The following is an 18,800-nucleotide window of genomic DNA, read 5'->3' on the forward strand; positions in this document are numbered from 1 at the left end:
TAAAAACAGAAATGCCGCTGCATCTGATGCTGCTGCCTGGCGTGTTGGTGACACTTGTATATGCTTACGGCCCTATACTGGGAGTCGTGATGGCTTTTCAAAAATTTGAACCGGTGCTTGGTTTTTTTAAATCGAAATGGGTCGGGTTCAAAAACTTTAAATATGTATTCAATCTGCCGGACTTTCATCAGGTCATGTGGAATACGATACTCATTTCATCTTTAAAAATTGCCTTTTCCTTACTCGTTCCGCTCGTATTGGCGCTTCTACTGAATGAGATTACAAAGAAGTGGTTTCAGCGAATGATCCAAACAAGCATTTTTTTACCGTTTTTTCTCGCGTGGACCGTACTGGGCGGGGTCATTCTTGAGTTATTTTCATTGAGGGGCCCGGTTAACGACATCATTTCAAGCTTTGGTCTGGAACCGATTATGTTCATGGGCAGCAACAATTGGTTTCGAGCCATCATGGTCGGCTCAGATGTTTGGAAAGGTATGGGCTACAATATGATCATTTTTCTGGCTGCCATCACAGGCATCAATGCAAGTCTTTACGAGGCTGCAGAAGTAGATGGCGCTGGCAAATGGAAACAAATGATCCATATCACATTGCCGGGCATGATGCCCATCATTATTTTAATGAGCACTTTAAGTCTGGGTAATGTATTGAACGCAGGGTTTGATCAAATCTTGATCATGTATAATCCAACCGTTTATCAGGGTGCTGATATTATTGACACGTTCACTTACAGGCTAGGCCTATTCAGTCAACAGTTTGCGCCTGCAGCGGCAGTGGGGTTGTTTAAGTCAGGCATTTCTGTCGGTTTGGTATCGTTATCGTACTACCTTGCGTACAAATTCAGCAATTACCGAATATTTTAGATGGCTGGGGGATTTCATATGGTTTATAAACCATCGCTAAGCAGAAAGCTTTTCGTCGTGATGAATGCTTTGGTACTGACATTCATAACAATTATAGGGATCGTGCCGTTCATTCACCTTTTGGCCGTATCGTTAAGTTCCAATACGGCGGCGATGGCTGGCGAAGTTAAGCTGCTGCCGATCGGATTTACACTCGATGCTTACGTTTATCTCGGACATAAGGTGGAATTTATTAGGTCTCTTCGTGTTTCGCTGGAGAGGGTCGTGCTCGGAACGGCAATCAACATGTTTCTAATTTTCATTACTGCTTATCCGCTTGCCAAAGAAACGGAGCAGTTTCGCTCCCGAACTGTCTATGTGTGGTTTTTTGCGATTACGATTTTTTTGGGCGGAGGACTTATTCCGACGTATATGATCGTGAAATCGACCGGGCTGATTAATACGATTTGGGCGCTTATTTTGCCTGGAGCACTGAATGTATGGAATATGATTATGATGCTGAACTTCTTCCGAGGCATTCCGAAAGAAATGGAAGAGGCGGCTACGATCGACGGAGCCAATCATTGGACTTTGCTGTGGAAAATATATTTGCCTGTATCGTTGCCGGCGATCGCAACCATTGGGCTTTTTACCATTATAGGGCACTGGAATTCATGGTTTGATGGCATTCTCTATATGAACTCGCCGGACAAATATCCGCTGCAAACATATCTTTCCACCTTAATAACAGCCATGAATGCACAAATGCAGTCCGTTAATGTCGATCAGCTCAAACAGCTGGAGAATCTCAGCGAGAAAACGCTCCGAACTGCGCAGATTTTCATGGGTGCGCTGCCGATTCTCATGGTTTACCCGTTCGTACAAAGATTTTTTATCAAAGGTATGACAGTAGGCAGTGTGAAGGAATAAAAATAAGGCGGGATAGACAATGGGGAAAATTACAATTGCATTAATCGGAGCTGGACAAAGAGGAGTCAATTATACGGGATATGCGCTTGAACATCCGGATGAGCTGCAGGTAGTTGCCGTTGCAGAACCGAACCAGCAGAGAAGCCAAAAGTTTAAATCGCTGCACGGATTGTCTGATGAGATGTGTTTTGAGAGCTGGGAGGATTTATTGGCCAGACCTAAATTGGCGGATGCCGTGCTTATTTGTACGCAGGACAACATGCACTATGAACCGACGATGAAAGCATTGGAAGCGGGATATCACGTACTACTCGAAAAACCGATGTCCCCCGATCCGCTGGAATGTATCCGTATGGGTGAGCGTTCGGAACAATATGGGCGAGTATTTTCAATTTGTCATGTTCTTCGCTATACGGATTTCTTCGGAACAATCAAAACGTTGTTGAACGAGGGAGCGATTGGGCAGCTTATGTCCATTCAACATAATGAGAATGTGGCTTATTGGCATCAGGCGCACAGCTTTGTCAGAGGCAATTGGCGCAAAGCCGCCGAATCGAGTCCGATGATTTTGGCCAAATCCTGTCATGACCTGGATATTATTCTTTGGTTAGCAGGGGCAGATTGCACCCATGTATCATCTTTCGGATCGTTGTCTCACTTTAAAATGGAAAATGCCCCGAAGGGAGCACCGCAGCGATGCTTGGACGGATGCCCAGTCTCGGATACATGTCCATACTATGCGCCTAAAGTGTATCTTACGGATAATATACACTGGCCTACTTCAGCGATCAGTGATGATCTTAGCTTGGAAGCCCGAACGAAAGCGCTGCAAGAGGGGCCATACGGGAAATGCGTGTACCATTGCGACAATGATGTAGTTGACCATCAAGTCGTCAATATGGAGTTTGCTAATGGAGTGACGGCTGCTTTTACGATGAGCGCATTTACGAATGACTGCAGTCGAACCCTCAAGCTGATGGGAACAAAAGGCGAAATTCGCGCTGCCATGGAAAAAAATGAGATTGAAGTCATTGATTTTGAAACAGGTACGACAAAGCAAATCTCACTTGAAACACCTGGAGGGCATATTGGTCACGGAGGCGGTGACTTCGGCCTGATCCGTGATTTTGTTAAGCTCGTTCAGCAGGGCGGGCAAGGAAATGGGTTAACTTCTGCAGCTCATTCGGTGCAGAGCCACCTGATGGCTTTTGCTGCGGAGCGGTCAAGGCTAGATCGAAGAGTGGTCAATATGAGAGAATTTACATTCGATGGAGCATAGGCGGTGGAGTTATGAAAAAACGACTAAAATTTCGAGACGATGGTACGTTTGTCATCGTACAATTTTCCGATGTGGAATTTCTCGATGAATTTGATTATGACCCGGAAACACCGAAGTATGATTCAGAGACAAGAGCGCTTATGGAACGAATCATCGAAGCCGAGAAACCCGATCTCATTGTGTTTGCCGGTGATGTAATCGCAAGTAACCGGGCGAGAGATCCGATTCAATCGTTCCGCCAAGCCGTTGATGTAGCAGAGATGAGCTGCATTCCATGGGCGGCCGTGTTCGGCAATCACGACTCGGAGGGTGAAGTGCCTAGGAAAACGATGCATGAGCTGCAATTGCAGCATGAATATTGTGTGGCAGAACCGGATCCAGAAGGCGTTAACGGGGCTGGGAACTTTGTTATAACTGTGGCGGGTAAGTCCGATGAAACCGCGGCAGCGCTGTATTTCGTGGATAGCGGCGACTATTCTTCAATCGGTGATCGGGTAGGCGGATATGACTGGATTCGCAGAGATCAAATCAATTGGTATGTGGGCATGTCGCGAGAGCTGACAAGGCGAAACGATGATCAACCGCTGCCTGCGCTTGCCTTCTTCCACATTCCAATACCAGAGTACAATGACGTATGGGATTTTCAAGTATGTTATGGGCATCGTTATGACTCTTGCTGCTCTACTCCTGCGATTAATTCAGGTATGTTTGCAGCAATGGTGGAGATGGGCGATGTAATGGGGACGTTTGTCGGTCATGACCATGGCAACGATTTTTGGGGAACACTACATGGTATTCGTCTTTGCTACGGACGTTCGACGAGATATGTAAGCTATGTAGATGGTGTCCGTCATGACTTGCTGCCTACAGGAGCGAGAGTCATTCGACTGAATGAGGGTGAGCGCCGGTTCGAAACGTGGATTCGTCAGAATGACGGAACCATCGTGGAAGAGCAGCCGGAGCATCGGCCGGAAGGCAGGAAAGTGGAGTGAGTACCTTTCGGCTGCCACTTTTGAAAACGAGGGGATATCAAGTAGGAAAAAAGGGGCTGTCCCAAAAGTCATATTTGGAAAATTTAGCTCCCATTTAGTGAATTATTGCAGTCTGCCTGCTGTTAAAAGAAAATAAACCATTAGACTGAAAAATAAAGTATTAGACTTGGAAAATAAAGTATTAGACTGGAGTTAGCGTTAAAGCTAACGAAGTTTAGCGGCTATATTTAAAGTTTTCCCTTTATAGAGAGCCCTCATGGTCATAGGACTTTATTATCTCTAACGCTTAAATCTGTTAACGAGGTGTCTACTTTTTATTCTAGTTACACAAGCGTCAACAAAGACCACCAAACGTCGGAAGCGTTGGGCGGTCTAGTTTACACAGTCTCAGGAATCACATAAAGAATTCCTCAACCTCATCAATAAAAGATACACACAATGCACGAATTAGAGACAACTAATTCTAACCTGCCATTCACTGACAAGATGACGGTTTATTTTTACTCATTCGCTTCTTTCTTCTTATTCTTTGCTGCTTTTTTAATTTTTTCGATAAACTTATCTAAGTCCTGACTATTTCCCGGTTGAGAATTTAACAGTTTAGATAGAGTATTTGATTCAACTTTTCCATTTTTCACTTTCCAAATACCATCATCAAAATTGTATGACCAGTATTTTCCATCCTCGGTCTTGTCTAGTATTAATATAACTTCTTCTGACTTCTTTAAAAATTTATTTTTTGCTTCAATATCTTTTGAAGACCCATGTTGCAAATATGTTATAGTGCCATTTGCCTCGGTGCCATATAAAACCTCACTAATTTGAATGGTAGAAGGGGTAATGTCAATTGAATTATCTCCCTTTGTATTAACACCTGAGTCTTGCTTGTACGTCTGACCTTCATCTAAAACAGTTCCACGAACAATTAAATCAACATTCCAGAATTCTTCTTCCAAACTATTAAAAGATGACTCCACACTTAGACTTGAATGATTATTTTTTTTGTCCCAGTTTAATCCTGCAACTGAACCGACAACGAGCGATAAAGACAATGCAGCAGTTACAAAAGCAATTCTTTTTTTATCCACTTTGTACACCTCCACTTCCGTTTTATTAGTATCTACTATTTAATTGACTCACATCATATGCAGATGGAACCAATCCTCCAGCAAGTGCGCTAGTCATTAAAGAATTAGCTTCTTCAGAAATAAATGCAGTATGTGCTAGTCCCATTGCATGACCTATTTCATGTGCTACAACTGCCTGTCTTTTGCTAGAAGTAATAATATTCCCATCATTAGTGTATACAGCCGCATAATTTACTGTTGTACCCGTGCCACATTTTAAATCTATATCAGAAGTTGGATAGCCTACGCAGACTGTACCATCACTCCTGTAGGGTTGTGTCCATGCTGTACCATTGCCCCAGCCATTAAGAGTCCATTGTGAAGATGACACACTATACATATCAACATTAGATGTGGAGTAATCTGCATCTTCCATGTGTACATCTGCACCACTGTTAGACCACAAATTTAATCCCCCTGTGAAAGTCGCACCATTGTAACTGGAGTTTAGGTGATCATCGTTTGCACGGATCACCACTTTACCATCAAAACTAATATTAGTCCATTTCCATCCGTAATACGTTGCATTTGAAATAGAAGAAAACGTTGTAAATGAAATAATACCAATAGCTGCACATGATACAGAGAGTGCAATATTTCTGAGATACTTTCTTTTCAATTTGATTCCTCCATTACGTTTACTTACAAAAGTGTAATTTTGTAAATAATTCTATTTTTTAATTAATTAAAGATCTAAGTAACTATATCATGAAATTCTATTATTTTCCATAAATGCTAATTATTTGATTATAAAGAACCAATCTGAAAGGTATTTACGTGAAAGGAATAGGTCTCAAGTCAGTTTCTCATACCCTAAAAAAGCCTATCTTCGTAGATGCCACGCATATAAAAGCCCGTTATAACCAGAAATCCCCACGAGAAATCTTGCAAGATCGATCCCGGAAATTGAGAAAAACCGTCTACCATAATAGAGTTGTAGACTGGAATAATTAAGTTGTAACCTGATAGGCAAGCAGTCACGGCAGCCAGGTTGTTGTGCAGCTGCTCACACTCCTGGATGAAACCGTGCGCGAGCTGCAGCTCGCGCAGTCTAATACTTTATTATCTGTTTTTTGTCTTAACGGCTTCGTAGTCATGGGGCGCTAGTCTAAAACTTATTTTTAATATCTGACGATTTTTCAACTCAGACACCGCGTCAACTCAACAACTGCAGTCTAAGACTTTATTTTCGTCTAACACCTGCTACTCCCATTGGATTAATCCAATGAAAGTAGGGAATTTGCAGCCTAAAAGTCAATTTCATTGGATTTTTTCCAATAGAAGCACTAATTTCGAAGCCTGAGAGTCGATTCCATTGGAAAAATCCAATGGAATTATGAATTTCGTTCTGAATATCCATCCGAATGTCCCAGAATATCAAAGGTCTTAAAGAGTTGGCTCGCGGGCGAACCTTCAGGGTTCTCTCCCCAAGATTCCAGGAAACAAAAAAAGAGGGTGTCCCCAAAGTCATAAAAATGACTTGAGGGACACCCTCTCAATTTTTTGTAACAAAAAGAAACCGTTCTTTGGTAAATGGAAGTGCGACCAACCATTACTAAAGGAGACGTTTTCTTTGTACATTCAATATACCGTGGAACAACTTTGCCTGCCAATGGATTTAGAAGAAGATATTCCTCAAAATCACCTCGTTCGTATCGTTAATGCAGCAGTGAATCGGCTGGACGATGCTATCTTTGACGCTGCTTATCTTGGAGGTGGACGAGACAGTTATCAACCTAAAAATGCTAACCAAAGTTATCATCTACGCCTACACCCAGCGCATCTACTCCTCCCGCCAGATCGCCAAGGCTGTCCGTGAAAATCTTAGCTCCTTTTTGATTGAAACATTTCTACGGACTGATTTTTTTAACAAAGACCGAATCCTTTACAGATATTGGCTAAAGAAATCACAATGCTAAGAGGTTAGAATAATAGTAAGGTGATTTTTAATAAAAGGAGTATTTTTTATGAAAAGCATTCAAAGCCGTTTATTGATCATGCTGCTTGTTTTTATTATCCTACCGTATTTTCTGTCCATGCTATTGATTTATCGGCAAACGAAAGAGAATGTGGAACGGCATGAGCTTGAGAACAGCCGCGAGCAAATACAGCAGGCGTCCGAAGACCTGGAGCAATACTTTGATGACATCGTTAATCTTCCGTATATTTTATACCGAAATCCTGACTTGTTCATGATTTTCGAAAAAGGCTTCGAAAGGTCCCTTTATTTCAATCAGGTTGAAATCTATAAAGGCATGACAACCTTTTACCTGATGAGAAACGAAATTAGGCAGGTTCGGTTATACATCGAGGAAGGAAAAAACTCGTTTACGGTTTATAATGCGATGATAAGTTCCCGTAAGCGGCAGCCGGATTTATTGAAACAAGCCTCTATTCAGAAGCTAATAAACTCTGATTCGAACTTTCTAATCGAACCGCCACATCAGATTGAAAATTATAACAATACAGCAATTATGCCCCCATCGGACAAAACGATGGTTTTGACGATTCATCACAAAATCTTGGACGCCCTTTCGAAAGAATTTCTCGGTATCATCACGATAGACATCGATTTGGACAAATTTGCTCGCATATCTAATCATTTTCTTCAAAAAAATAAAGAATCCGTATTGCTTTCCGATTCGGACGGTCACGTCATCTATGCAAGTGATGCAGCCATGATTGGCAAGGTCGTTCCGGAAGAATTACAAGAGAAAATCAATCAGTCGGCTGCAGGCGCTCAGTTTTCGAATGGCGATATTATCTTTTCCAAAACGTTGTCGGAACCATTAAATCAATGGCACTTTGTTAAGATAACCTCTAGCAAATTTTTATTTAATGACGTGAGGAAAACCGCCTACACGAACATCATCGTCGGTGTAATCGTGGGAGTTCTGGGCTTAATCATGATAGCCATCATATCATACAAGATTACTCGTCCGATCAAGCTGCTTAGCCGGAAAGTGCTGAGCATTGAAGGAGGGAACATGAATGCTCCGTTTGACGATAAGAGGGAAGATGAAATCGGCAATCTGGAAAGGCATATCAAGGAAATGATGAACCGGATCAATCGGCACATCGACCGTGAGTACAAGCTGGAGATTGAGAACAGGAAGAACCAGCACAGGGCGCTAAAGTCCCAGATTAATCCTCACTTTTTATACAACTCTCTCCAATCCATTGGAGCGGTTGCCTTATTGAGCGAATCTCCCAGAGTATACGATTTGGTAGTTTCCCTATCCAAAATGATGCGGTACTCCATTCGTGTGGATCAACAGGCCACAGTTCGGAGTGAAGTGGATTATGTAAGAGCATATTTGAACCTTCAAGAGGAGCGTTTTCAAACTGATTTTAGCTATTCCATCGACATACCCGAGGACATTCTTGATATTTCAGTTCCGAGTATGATTTTGCAGCCGCTCGTTGAAAACTTCTTTAAACACTGTTATGAAGAGGGGTTCGAACAAGCTCACTTGCGTATTTACGGTGAAGTGCGAGGTGAATATTTGAATCTGGTTGTGGAAAATAACGGCCGAAGTATGACGAATGATGAGCTGACGGCATTAAAAAATAAAGTCTACACGCCGGTATACGAAGGAAACTACTCGCCCCAGCATATCGGCTTGAAAAACATTCATGACCGCTTGGTTCTTAATTATGATCCGACCGCAGGAATCCTACTTGATTCGATGCAGGGACAAGGGTTTTCCGTGAAGCTGGTGATTCCATTCTACCTAAAGGAGGAATGACGTAATGAAAGCTCTTATCGTCGATGATGAGACCAATGTAAGGAAAATTATTCGCTTTATGGGACAGTGGCAGAAACATGGGATTACCGACATTTTGGAAGCGAGAAATGGTGAAGAGGCAAAAGCGTTGATTGATCTGGAAAGTCCGGAAATCATCATGACAGACGTGAAAATGCCCAAAAAGAACGGGATTGAGTTGATCGAGTGGTTGGATGCCAATTCCTATACGGGAAAAGTAATTTTGATTACAGGGTTTGACGACTATTCCTTCATGCGTAAAGCGATTAAGCACGGCAGCTTCGATTATTTGTTGAAGCCTATCGAAAATGAAATGCTAAATGAAACACTTGCAAGAGCGGTAGAAACTTGGCGAAAAGAAGAGGAAGAACGCAGCAATGTAGAGCCGGGCGTCTATGAGGAGGCTAAGAAGCTTCGCTTAAACAAGGGGGTTACCTCGGCATGTAACGGGGAACTTTTTGATTCTGACGAAATTGCCCTGTCTCTTCCGCAAGCGGAGGCATATGATCTTACATTGATTTATTTTTACCAAACCCATCATTCGGATCCCTACCTCCAGCATTTGACGGATGAGCTGGTTACTCGGGAATGGGGGAATGCCTATGCTCTTCAGAACGACCCTAATGTCTGTGTGATCCTTTCTGTTCACGGCCAATTCTTCCCGATAGAGGAATGGATTACCCAACACATTGATATTCCCGTTCGTTTGGTTAGCGGCCATCCAATGACTTCGCTTACAGAACTCCCGCAATCTTTTCAATCTGCGCAAAGGGCAATGGCTGAGCAAAACTTCAGAGCCATACATCGTTTGATGGATTTGGATGATGCCAGACGAATGCATGACATTGTTACTTTTGTAAATGAACATTATATGCAAGAGTTAAGTTTGGACAAACTGTCAACCCGGTTCTTTCTGAGCCGCGAACATATCTCGCGACGATTCAAGCAAGAAATAGGGATGAACCTATCCAACTACGTTATTCAATTAAGAATAAAACAAGCCAAACAATGGTTAAGCCAAACGGACGAGAAAATGTACTCGATAGCATTAAAGCTCGGGTACCAGGATGAAACTTACTTTTCGAAATTGTTTAAACGAATGGTTGGCATGACGCCTCTTGAATATCGGAATAAGGAGGGAAACCGGGAAATAACGGAATTGGGATTGCTTCATAAAAGTTGTCAATGTAACGAGGGGGTATCATGAAAATCAAGGTTTTTCAATACATTTTAGCCGGGTTGCTTACCCTATCGCTTTCTGCTTGCGGGGCGGACAATCGTTCGGTAAAGGAAATGGATACAAAGCGTGCTGATCAGAACATCACTTTGGAGGTTCTTAATCCTAAAGTGGAAATTTCCACCGAATTCGAGCAGATGGTAAAGGAATACGAGAAGGAAAATCCGAATGTTAAACTGAATATTTTAACCTTTGGCGGAGGGGCAAACTACCTTGCTGAATTGAAAGCAAGATTTGCGGCAAATAAAGGTCCAGATATCTTCCCTAACGGCGGTTACGAAGAAGCGAAGGCATGGAAAAGGTATCTGGAGGATTTATCCGATCAGCCGTGGGTGAAAAATGTGGTTGATGAGGCTCTTGAGCCGATGAAAATGGACGGGGAAATTTACGGGATGCCTGTAAATTTGGAAGGCTACGGCTTTATCTATAACAAGGATTTATTCGCAAAGGCTGGTATCGACACACTGCCAAAAACGCTCTCCGAATTAAAGGCAGCGGCGGAAAAACTGCATTCCGCAGGTATTACCCCTTTTGCAGTCGGATATTCAGATAGTTGGTTTTTCATTCTCATGTTGAATATTGCTTTTGCCCAGCAGGACGATCCGGACGCTTTTATTCAAGCTTTGAACGACGGGACACAATCCATCGAAGGGAACAAAAAGTTCGAAGATCTGACTCGAATGCTGGATTTGACCGTTCAATATGGTAATAAAGATTTTCTGACGACCGACTATAATACCGAAGTCTCTTTGTTTGCAACTGGCAAAGCGGCGATCCTTAAACAAGGGAATTGGGCTCAATCTAAGATTGATCAAATAACGCCGAATATGAGTATCGGTTTTTTGCCCATTCCGATCAATGATGACGCGAGAAACGATGCCTTACCGGTGGGCGTATCCAATAACTGGGCTGTAAATAAAGAATCTTCGCCGGAGAAAAAGAAAGAAGCCAAGAAATTCTTAAACTGGATGGTTTCATCGGAACAAGGCAAAACGTTTATGAAGGACCAATTCCATTTTATTTCTGCGTTTAAAAATATAGAGACGGACCGTTCAGGACCACTCGTGGACGATATTATTCGTTACACAAAGGAGAAGAAAACGTTGACCTGGAACTGGTTTAAATTTCCTTCGAGGGCAAGAGAAGAGTTCGGCTATGCCATGCAAGCTTATGTAGGCAAACAGCTTAATCGCGATCAATTACTGCAGGAGCTCCAAAAGTCCTGGAAAAAGGCTGAGCAGAAATAATTGGCTCTTCACAAGACGAATTATCTAACCTTTTCTACGGTAGAAAGAGGGCGGTGTCCCCTCTACCATTTTAAAAAATCTGCTGAATGCATGAATGTTGGGAAAGCCCATCTTCTCGGCGATGATGGAAAGCGGATCGGTGGTAAATTGGATCAAATGGCGCGCTGCGTGCACACGCATTAAATTATGGTATTGAATCGGACTCATACCAAACGCTTTTTGAAAGAGACGAACTAAGTAATGTTTGCTAATTCCAGAATTTTTTGAAATTTCATCCAAACTGACTTTTTTGTTTGTATTGTGCATGAGGTACTGTTTAACATGCATCAAGGAATGCATATTCGTTTCAAGATGCGGATTGAGGTTCCAGTAATTTTCCCGTAAGAGTTGAATCCACAATTGGATAAATAAGCCCTTTACCTTGACCTCATAAAAAGGCATCTTTGTTTCGTACTCGTAGATTATATCCAATAACATTTTCTCAATCATGATTGGATTTTTCAAACGTAAATGGCTGGACAAGGGGACTGGCATCTGGTCAATGATATCATTGCGGAACCAATTATATTCCTCTGCACTGATTTCCTCCTGAGGACGAAAACTAACCTTGACCTTCTCGCTATCAGCAGTATAAAAAAAATCAAAATGTATGTGTGGCTGTCTAAGACGGCCACCTTCTACTTTAATAATTTTATGTCGTTGCTTCGGGCGAAATAAAAAGATATCTCCGCGTACTCCCTCATAAACGATATCCTCGATCGTACAGACTACCTTGCCCTCCATGATGTAAAGCAGTTCATAATCAAATAAAACTCTTTCTTGAATGATCCACGGACCATCCTCGATATTATCCATAGCAACGCGAATATAAGGCGAAATTTGATGTAATATCACTTTTTTTTCACCCCATTGTCATTTTTAACATCTTAGCACAAAAGCAAAAAGTGATAAATAATAAATAATTTTTGCTAAATACAAATGAATAGTAAACGTTTACTATAAGGTTAGACTTCAGATTGCAAGGCAACAATTGCTATTTTGGAGAATAATTAATAGGGGGATCTGAACAATGAAAAAATTGTCGATTATCATCATTTCGCTTCTTGTCGTTCTGAGTTTAACAGGATGCGGAAAGAGCACAGATGGCGGTGCAAAAGCAACTACCGATGTTAATAGCAATACGCAAAAGCCGGTGACACTGTCTATTTCCATGCATGTTGCTAACGTAAAGGATCAAGAGCCCTATATGTATAGAATTGTTCAAAAATTTCAAGAGAAGTACCCGAACATCAAAGTTGATTTACAGGGAGACGATACGGATACACATGTAAAGAAAATGAAGATGGCAGCTCAGGCGAATGAATTGCCGGATATTTTCTGGATGCTTCCGGCTCCTGCTAAAGAGATGAATAAAGCGGGAATGCTCCTTGATCTTACTGATTTTATTAAAAACAACAATGAAATCGCTTCCAGTATGGATCCGAAGCTGATTCAAGGTTATCAGGATGGAGGCAAACAGTTCGGTCTGCCCTATCAGGCGTTGGTAACCGGTTTATGGTATAACAAGGCATTATTCGACCAATATAAGTTGAAAGTTCCGGAAACTTACGATGAACTGCTTGCTGCAGCCAAGGTCTTTAAAAGTCATAATGTCGTTACCATAGCCAAAGGCGCAAAAGATGCATTCAGCACCTGGGCATTCCTCGGAATGCTTACGCGCTATGGATATTTCGATAAGATTGATAACATCTTGGCAGGTAAAGAAAAGTTCAATAACCCTGATTTCATAAAATTTTATCAGAAGATCGATGATCTTCGGACAGCTGGGGCTTTCCCTGAGAATGTATCGACGCTTTCTTATTTCCAAGCTGTGGACATGTTCGCATCAGGTAAAGCAGCTATGCTGGATGCAGGTGTGTGGGAAACCAAAAAACTCGAATCGAGCCCGATTGCTAAAAATGTAGGCTTTTCGTGGGGACCGACTTTTTCGGACGGTGTAGGAAACCAAAAAGTCGCAATGGTTGTTGGTGCAGCTCCGCTTGTCGCAAGCGCAGAAGTGAAAAAGGACGCAGCCAAATATGATGCGACCACCAAATTCTTTCAATTCTTCTACAGCCAAGAAGGCGCGGCAATTATGGCGGAGAACGAAGCACCGCCGGTTGTTAAGTATAACGGTAAGGTAGATAAAGAAAAGTACCCTGTTTATGCTTCCGTATTGGAACAGATGAATCTTCCTGGATGGGTAAGACCAGTAGCTCAACCGGATTTAGTATTATCCGAGGCAGTTGCCAGCGCTCTAAATGATAGTATTTATGGTGTCATTAACGGGATCTTTAAGCCGTCCGACGCATTGAATCTTATCGATAAGAAAGCGGCCCATTAACAAGCTATTCAACATTCTGCCGGATGGAAAACCGCCGGCAGAATCCAACAAAAATTAGTATGACAGGGGAGAGTGTGATGATTTGGCTTAGCAAAAGAAAGTACATTGCAATAATGCTTTTCCCAACCTTGTTAGTTTATCTTGTTTATATCATATTGCCCATTTTCGTCTCTTTCTTTTATAGCTTGACTACATACACGGGTATAGGTGCGGCTCATTTCGTAGGGTTAAAAAATTATATGGATTTATTCCAAGATGAGTTGTTTTGGGTATCGTTGAAAAATACGCTTATCGTTCTGGTTATTTCCGTTGTCCTATTGTTGCCGGGTTCGTTTCTGTTGGCTCTGCTGCTAAATGCAAAGGTGAAGGGAAGCAATGCAATTAAAGCACTAAATTTCGCACCAAGCATTGTGGCGCCGATCCTGGTTGGATTGATTTGGGTTTTTATTTTAGATCCCCAAATGGGTCTCGTTAACATTGTATTTAGGAAGTTAGGGCTGGATCAACTTGCCTTAGAGTGGATTGGCGGCACTGTTTTGACCCCATATTCCGTGGGAGTGGTATTTGTTTGGCAAACGATTGGATTTTTAGCGACCATATTTTTGGCAGGGCTAAAGATGATTCCGAAAGATGTCTATGAATCAAGCACAATTGACGGGGCAGGCCGGTGGCAACAAATGGTCTTTATTACCATCCCGATGCTTAACGAGACGGTAAAAATTAATGTCATTCTCATTATTACGGGCGTATTCAAAATATTTGAGACTGTATTCTTGCTGACGAATGGCGGGCCGAATCACCTTTCTGAAGTGATGGTTACCTACATGTACAATGAGACATTTACTTCAAGTGAATATGGCTACGGAATGTCCATTGCTGTGGTTACATTTTTGTTAACGATGATACTTTCCCTCGTATATATGCGTCTCAGCAAAAAAAACATCGAAGAATAGGAGGTGAAGAGGATTGAGAGACATCTCTGACATCGCTGGTAAACGTACAAATTACATTGGCAGCATAGGTACTCATATACTGGCATATGTCGTTACGTTTATTGTCTTGTTGCCATTCTTGTGGATGATCCTATTATCGTTCAAATCGAACAACGAAATATTGAACGATCCGTTCACGTTTCCAAAGACGTTAAGTTTTGATAACTACTCTCGTGCTTTGTCCACCTTGAAATTGGGAGTGTTGTATCAAAACACTTTTATTATTGCTGCAATTACGATCATTATTGAATTGCTTATCACTTTTATGAGTTCTTATGCGCTATCACGAATGGTATTTAGGTCAAATAGATTGAAAAATTCGATAACGGCACTTTTACTGGCTGGACTCGCGATCCCTGCATTTATCCTGCTGTTTCCGGTGTACCGAATTACCATTTCTCTTGGATTGTTAAATTCCTACGCTTCGCTGATCATTCCATATATTGCGACTTCAGTTTCATTTAATACTCTATTATTCACGGGCTTTCTTAGAGGGTTTCCGAGAGAAGTGGAAGAAGCGGCTATCATTGACGGAAGCGGTTTGTTTACATTGTGCAGTTCGATTGTAGTTCCTATCATTATGCCTGTCATCGCTACCGTATTTATCTTTAATGTGTTGTATATATGGAATGAATTCCCATTTGCCGTGACGCTGATCAGCAAAGAGAGCATGCAAACGATCTCGCTGGGGATCTCACAGTTCAAAGGAAGATTCAATATCGATTACGGAGGCATTATCGCAGCAAGTACACTTTTAATTATTCCGCAGCTCGTATTCTTCGCCATTTTCCAAAGATTCATCATTGAAGGAATGACGGCAGGAGCGGTAAAAGGGTAACCATTTAACTTTGGCAACAACTAAATTCATATAATAATACGAAGGAGAAATCAACTATGCACACTCAATCTTTGAACTTACTAAGTAAACTAACTCAAATTAAGGATGTCCGTTCCGCCCGCGTTTCAAGTTGGGATCAGGATGGTCGAAATCAAGATTATTGGATAATACCCGCTGGAGAATCGATTGTTTTAGGCGATATTGAAGGTCCGGGAAGCATCTCTCATATTTGGATGACATCTTTTTGTCGCAGAGTTCATGGGCCAAGTGTTATTCATCCGGATGGCGGTGGGAATAACGCTCCAGTCAATGAAATTCATAATGCCCTTGGAGTCACATGGGAGTCTGCGGATCCGGCATGGTATCGTAAAGTGCTAATTAAGATGACATGGGATGATCAATCTCATCCTAGTGTTCTGGTTCCTTTCGGCGACTTCTTCTGTATCGGCCATTCCATGCCAGGCAATTTTGCATCGCTTCCGTTTACGGTATCCGTCAAGCCGGAGGAGCAATTCAAATTTGGCGGGGTCGCTTCAGTGAACTGTTACTTGCCAATGCCGTTCAACTCAAGAGCGAAAATCGAAATTATCAATGAAAATGATGTTCCATTTGGCTTGTACTTCCATATTGATTATGAATTGTATAAACAACCATTTGGTGAAGATACGGCTTATTTCCATGCACAATGGCGCCGGGAAAATCCTTGCGACGGTTGGGGACCGGATCTGCAGGTCAATACGCCGGAAGTTAACCGGGTCGCCAATCTTGATGGTGAGGGTAACTACGTTATTCTTGACGCAAAAGGTAAAGGACATTATATCGGATGCAATTTGTCTGTTACTCATTTCCAGGGAAGCTGGTGGGGAGAAGGCGACGATATGTTTTTCATTGACGGTGAGAAGCTGCCAAGCATTGTCGGGACAGGCGCTGAGGATTATTTCAACCATGCTTGGGGCATGCAGAAAAATGCATTTCCATTCCATGGCTCCATTGTTCATGAGAGTGACGTTCCGGGCTACCAGGTTTCTTACCGATTCCATATCACCGATCCGATTCATTTCTCGGAAAGCCTCAAGGTGACGATTGAACACGGCCATGCAAATCATTTGTCAGATGACTGGTCATCAACGGCCTACTGGTATCAGACACTTCCGTCCGAACCGTTCGGTATCCTGCCTGTAGAGGAACGAATCCAATTAATGCCTCAATTCCCAAGCCCAGGACCATTAAAGGAAGTTGTCCTCAATGAAGAAATGAAGCAATCGTACGAACTGGCAAAAGAGCGGATGGATCAATATTCAGATGGCCGCAACGCCCAGGTGCAGAAAAAATTGGACAGACTGGTGCAACATTCACAAGGCAACATAGAACAAAGCAAAGCCATCAGGACTTTATTCAAATAATTATAAAATGTGCGTTCATGGGGGCCTTTGAAGGCCCTATTGAATGACTAATAAATGGAGGAGAATTCATGGAACTGCCAAAAACCAAAATCTCGCATCGGGATGCATTGCTGAATGCAGAGAGTTCTATCGCTAAAATCAAAGATTCCGTTAATAAAGATCTTCTTCGATTAAAATATCATTTCATGGCACCAGCTTACTGGATCAACGATCCTAACGGGCTTATTTTCTACAAGGGAGAATATCATTTATTTTATCAGCATTATCCATACGCACCTCAATGGGGCTCCATGCACTGGGGGCATGCGAAAAGTAAGGATCTGGTGCATTGGGAGCACCTTCCTATCGCCTTGGCTCCGAGTGAGAGCTATGATCTGGACGAGAAAGGAGGATGTTACTCAGGGAGCGCGGTTGACGATAACGGCGTAATGTCTTTACTATACACAGGAACTATTATTCGTGATGGCAAAGTGATCCAGACTCAGAATCTAGCTACCAGTAAAGATGGAATCACTTTCGAAAAATACGAAGGTAACCCAGTTATTTCTTCCCCGCCAGAAGATGGGTCTTCTAACTTCCGTGACCCTAAGGTTTGGAAACATGAAGATACGTGGTATATGATCATCGGCTCGAGTAAAGACGAAAAAGGAAATGCCTTGTTATATAAATCTCCTGATTTACGTCAATGGGATTATGTTGGTGTACTTGCTGAAAGTGACGGTACTATGGGGACAATGTGGGAATGTCCCGACTTCTTCCCGTTGGGAGATCGTTATGTCCTTATGTTCTCGCCTATGGGAATGGGGGATCGAAAAGCCATCTATCTCATTGGAGATATGGATTATGAAACTGGCAAATTTGAATGGGATGTCATAGGAGACGTCGATACCGGCTTTGAATATTATGCGCCCCAATCTTTCCTGGACGGCAAGGGTAGAAGAGTGATTATTGCTTGGTTGAACGCATGGGACTGGATGCCTTGGTTTAAAAATTTCGGTCCAACGAGTAAAAATAATTGGTGTGGAGCAATGTCGACGCCAAGAACGGTAGAATTGGATGTAGACGGAAGATTGAAATTCCCGCCTGTTGAAGAGTTGAAGGTGCTCCGGAGAGAGCATTATCATCATGCAAATACGAAAGTTGTTCCTGGAGTTCCGTTACTGCCAGAATACGTTGGCAGTGATTGTTTGGAAATAAAGGTGGAGCTACAATTGGCTGGATGCCAAGCAGAGGAAGTAGGTTTTGTACTTAGAGCTTCCAAAGATAGAGAGCAACAGACCCTATTAAGTTATAATCTACAATCCAAAGAGCTTCGTTTTGATAGGAGTAAATCCGACGGCTGGAGCGGTGGGATTCAAACAGTAAGGCTGGAAGCCTCCGAGACACTTCAATTGCATATCTTTATCGATACATGCGTGATTGAAGTATATGCGGACAATTATCGGGTTGCATTGACCAATAATATCTACCCTGATCCTTCTAGTGTTCATCTCGATCTGTACGCTGTAGGAGACATCGTAAATCTGAATACCCTGGATATTTGGAAACTTCGTTCCGCTTGGTAATTTAGTTGTGCATCACCTAAGACAGGGACCAGTTTTACTTGTTGATCTTGGAAAGGTTAATTTTACCGCTTAGGAGTAACCGTGAGAAAAATATCTTAGAGAAAAGGTTAAAAAGAAGGAGGTTATGCCTATCAAGAATCCATTATACATGTGGCTAGGCAAAAAACTTGGAGTCATCTC

Annotated in this window: 15 protein-coding genes and 1 pseudogene; 13 read left to right on the forward strand and 3 right to left on the reverse strand. The window is 42.2% G+C overall.

Annotation, left to right across the window (positions count from 1 at the left end; all coding sequences use genetic code 11):
- The first annotated feature begins 11 nt into the window (after nucleotides 1-11).
- Genes GC102_RS31250 through GC102_RS31265 form a run of 4 tightly spaced genes read left to right on the forward strand, consistent with a single transcriptional unit; the run spans nucleotide 12 to nucleotide 4,061 of the window.
- On the forward strand, nucleotides 12-881 hold the full coding sequence (locus tag GC102_RS31250; protein WP_171649268.1) for an ABC transporter permease: 870 nt from the start codon (nucleotides 12-14) through the stop codon (nucleotides 879-881).
- 18 nt (nucleotides 882-899) lie between these two features.
- Nucleotides 900-1,790, forward strand: a complete 891-nt coding sequence (locus GC102_RS31255) for a carbohydrate ABC transporter permease (protein ID WP_171649231.1) — start codon at nucleotides 900-902, stop codon at nucleotides 1,788-1,790.
- A gap of 19 nt (nucleotides 1,791-1,809) precedes the next feature.
- Nucleotides 1,810-3,069 (forward strand): Gfo/Idh/MocA family protein, encoded by a 1,260-nt coding sequence (locus GC102_RS31260; RefSeq protein ID WP_171692969.1) that lies wholly within the window; start codon nucleotides 1,810-1,812, stop codon nucleotides 3,067-3,069.
- 11 nt (nucleotides 3,070-3,080) lie between these two features.
- A complete protein-coding gene (locus GC102_RS31265; RefSeq protein ID WP_171692970.1) occupies nucleotides 3,081-4,061 on the forward strand; it encodes a metallophosphoesterase family protein in 981 nt (326 codons plus the stop codon).
- 500 nt (nucleotides 4,062-4,561) lie between these two features.
- Here GC102_RS31265 and GC102_RS31270 read toward each other — a convergent pair whose 3' ends face one another.
- Both GC102_RS31270 and GC102_RS31275 read right to left on the reverse strand, forming a co-directional pair.
- A complete protein-coding gene (locus tag GC102_RS31270; RefSeq protein WP_171692971.1) occupies nucleotides 4,562-5,149 on the reverse strand; it encodes a hypothetical protein in 588 nt (195 codons plus the stop codon).
- Between the two features lie 25 nt (nucleotides 5,150-5,174).
- Nucleotides 5,175-5,807, reverse strand: coding sequence for a zinc-dependent metalloprotease family protein (locus tag GC102_RS31275; RefSeq protein ID WP_171692972.1), 633 nt, complete (start codon nucleotides 5,805-5,807; stop codon nucleotides 5,175-5,177).
- Nucleotides 5,808-6,761: 954 nt separating this feature from the next.
- Between GC102_RS31275 and GC102_RS31280 the strand changes: the two are divergent.
- The 4 genes and pseudogenes from GC102_RS31280 to GC102_RS31295 all read left to right on the forward strand — a co-directional run.
- Nucleotides 6,762-7,053, forward strand: a pseudogene (locus tag GC102_RS31280) (transposase); the annotation flags it as partial.
- Nucleotides 7,054-7,155: 102 nt separating this feature from the next.
- A complete protein-coding gene (locus tag GC102_RS31285) occupies nucleotides 7,156-8,937 on the forward strand; it encodes a cache domain-containing sensor histidine kinase (RefSeq protein WP_171692973.1) in 1,782 nt (593 codons plus the stop codon).
- 4 nt (nucleotides 8,938-8,941) lie between these two features.
- Nucleotides 8,942-10,162 (forward strand): response regulator transcription factor, encoded by a 1,221-nt coding sequence (locus GC102_RS31290; RefSeq protein ID WP_171692974.1) that lies wholly within the window; start codon nucleotides 8,942-8,944, stop codon nucleotides 10,160-10,162.
- Nucleotides 10,159-11,439 carry an ABC transporter substrate-binding protein gene (locus GC102_RS31295; RefSeq protein ID WP_171692975.1) on the forward strand — a complete coding sequence of 427 codons (1,281 nt, stop codon included), beginning with the start codon at nucleotides 10,159-10,161 and terminating at the stop codon, nucleotides 11,437-11,439. Before GC102_RS31290 ends, GC102_RS31295 begins: the two co-directional genes overlap by 4 nt.
- A gap of 24 nt (nucleotides 11,440-11,463) precedes the next feature.
- Here GC102_RS31295 and GC102_RS31300 read toward each other — a convergent pair whose 3' ends face one another.
- Nucleotides 11,464-12,333, reverse strand: a complete 870-nt coding sequence (locus GC102_RS31300; protein ID WP_171692976.1) for an AraC family transcriptional regulator — start codon at nucleotides 12,331-12,333, stop codon at nucleotides 11,464-11,466.
- A gap of 175 nt (nucleotides 12,334-12,508) precedes the next feature.
- Between GC102_RS31300 and GC102_RS31305 the strand changes: the two genes are divergently transcribed.
- From GC102_RS31305 to GC102_RS31325, 5 genes are all read left to right on the forward strand, one after another.
- Nucleotides 12,509-13,822 (forward strand): ABC transporter substrate-binding protein, encoded by a 1,314-nt coding sequence (locus tag GC102_RS31305; protein WP_171692977.1) that lies wholly within the window; start codon nucleotides 12,509-12,511, stop codon nucleotides 13,820-13,822.
- Between the two features lie 77 nt (nucleotides 13,823-13,899).
- The gene (locus GC102_RS31310; RefSeq protein WP_171692978.1) at nucleotides 13,900-14,775 is read left to right on the forward strand and encodes a carbohydrate ABC transporter permease; all 876 of its coding nucleotides are present in this window, start codon (nucleotides 13,900-13,902) and stop codon (nucleotides 14,773-14,775) included.
- A gap of 13 nt (nucleotides 14,776-14,788) precedes the next feature.
- Nucleotides 14,789-15,652, forward strand: a complete 864-nt coding sequence (locus GC102_RS31315; RefSeq protein ID WP_246321218.1) for a carbohydrate ABC transporter permease — start codon at nucleotides 14,789-14,791, stop codon at nucleotides 15,650-15,652.
- A gap of 56 nt (nucleotides 15,653-15,708) precedes the next feature.
- Nucleotides 15,709-17,055, forward strand: coding sequence for a glycoside hydrolase family 172 protein (locus tag GC102_RS31320; protein WP_171692979.1), 1,347 nt, complete (start codon nucleotides 15,709-15,711; stop codon nucleotides 17,053-17,055).
- 68 nt (nucleotides 17,056-17,123) lie between these two features.
- Nucleotides 17,124-18,620: a glycoside hydrolase family 32 protein gene (locus GC102_RS31325; RefSeq protein WP_171692980.1), complete on the forward strand. Its 1,497-nt coding sequence runs from the start codon at nucleotides 17,124-17,126 to the stop codon at nucleotides 18,618-18,620.
- Nucleotides 18,621-18,800 lie beyond the last annotated feature (180 nt).

Origin of the sequence: Paenibacillus germinis, from assembly GCF_013141785.1 — a bacterium.
Lineage (GTDB): Bacteria > Bacillota > Bacilli > Paenibacillales > NBRC-103111 > Paenibacillus_E > Paenibacillus_E phytorum.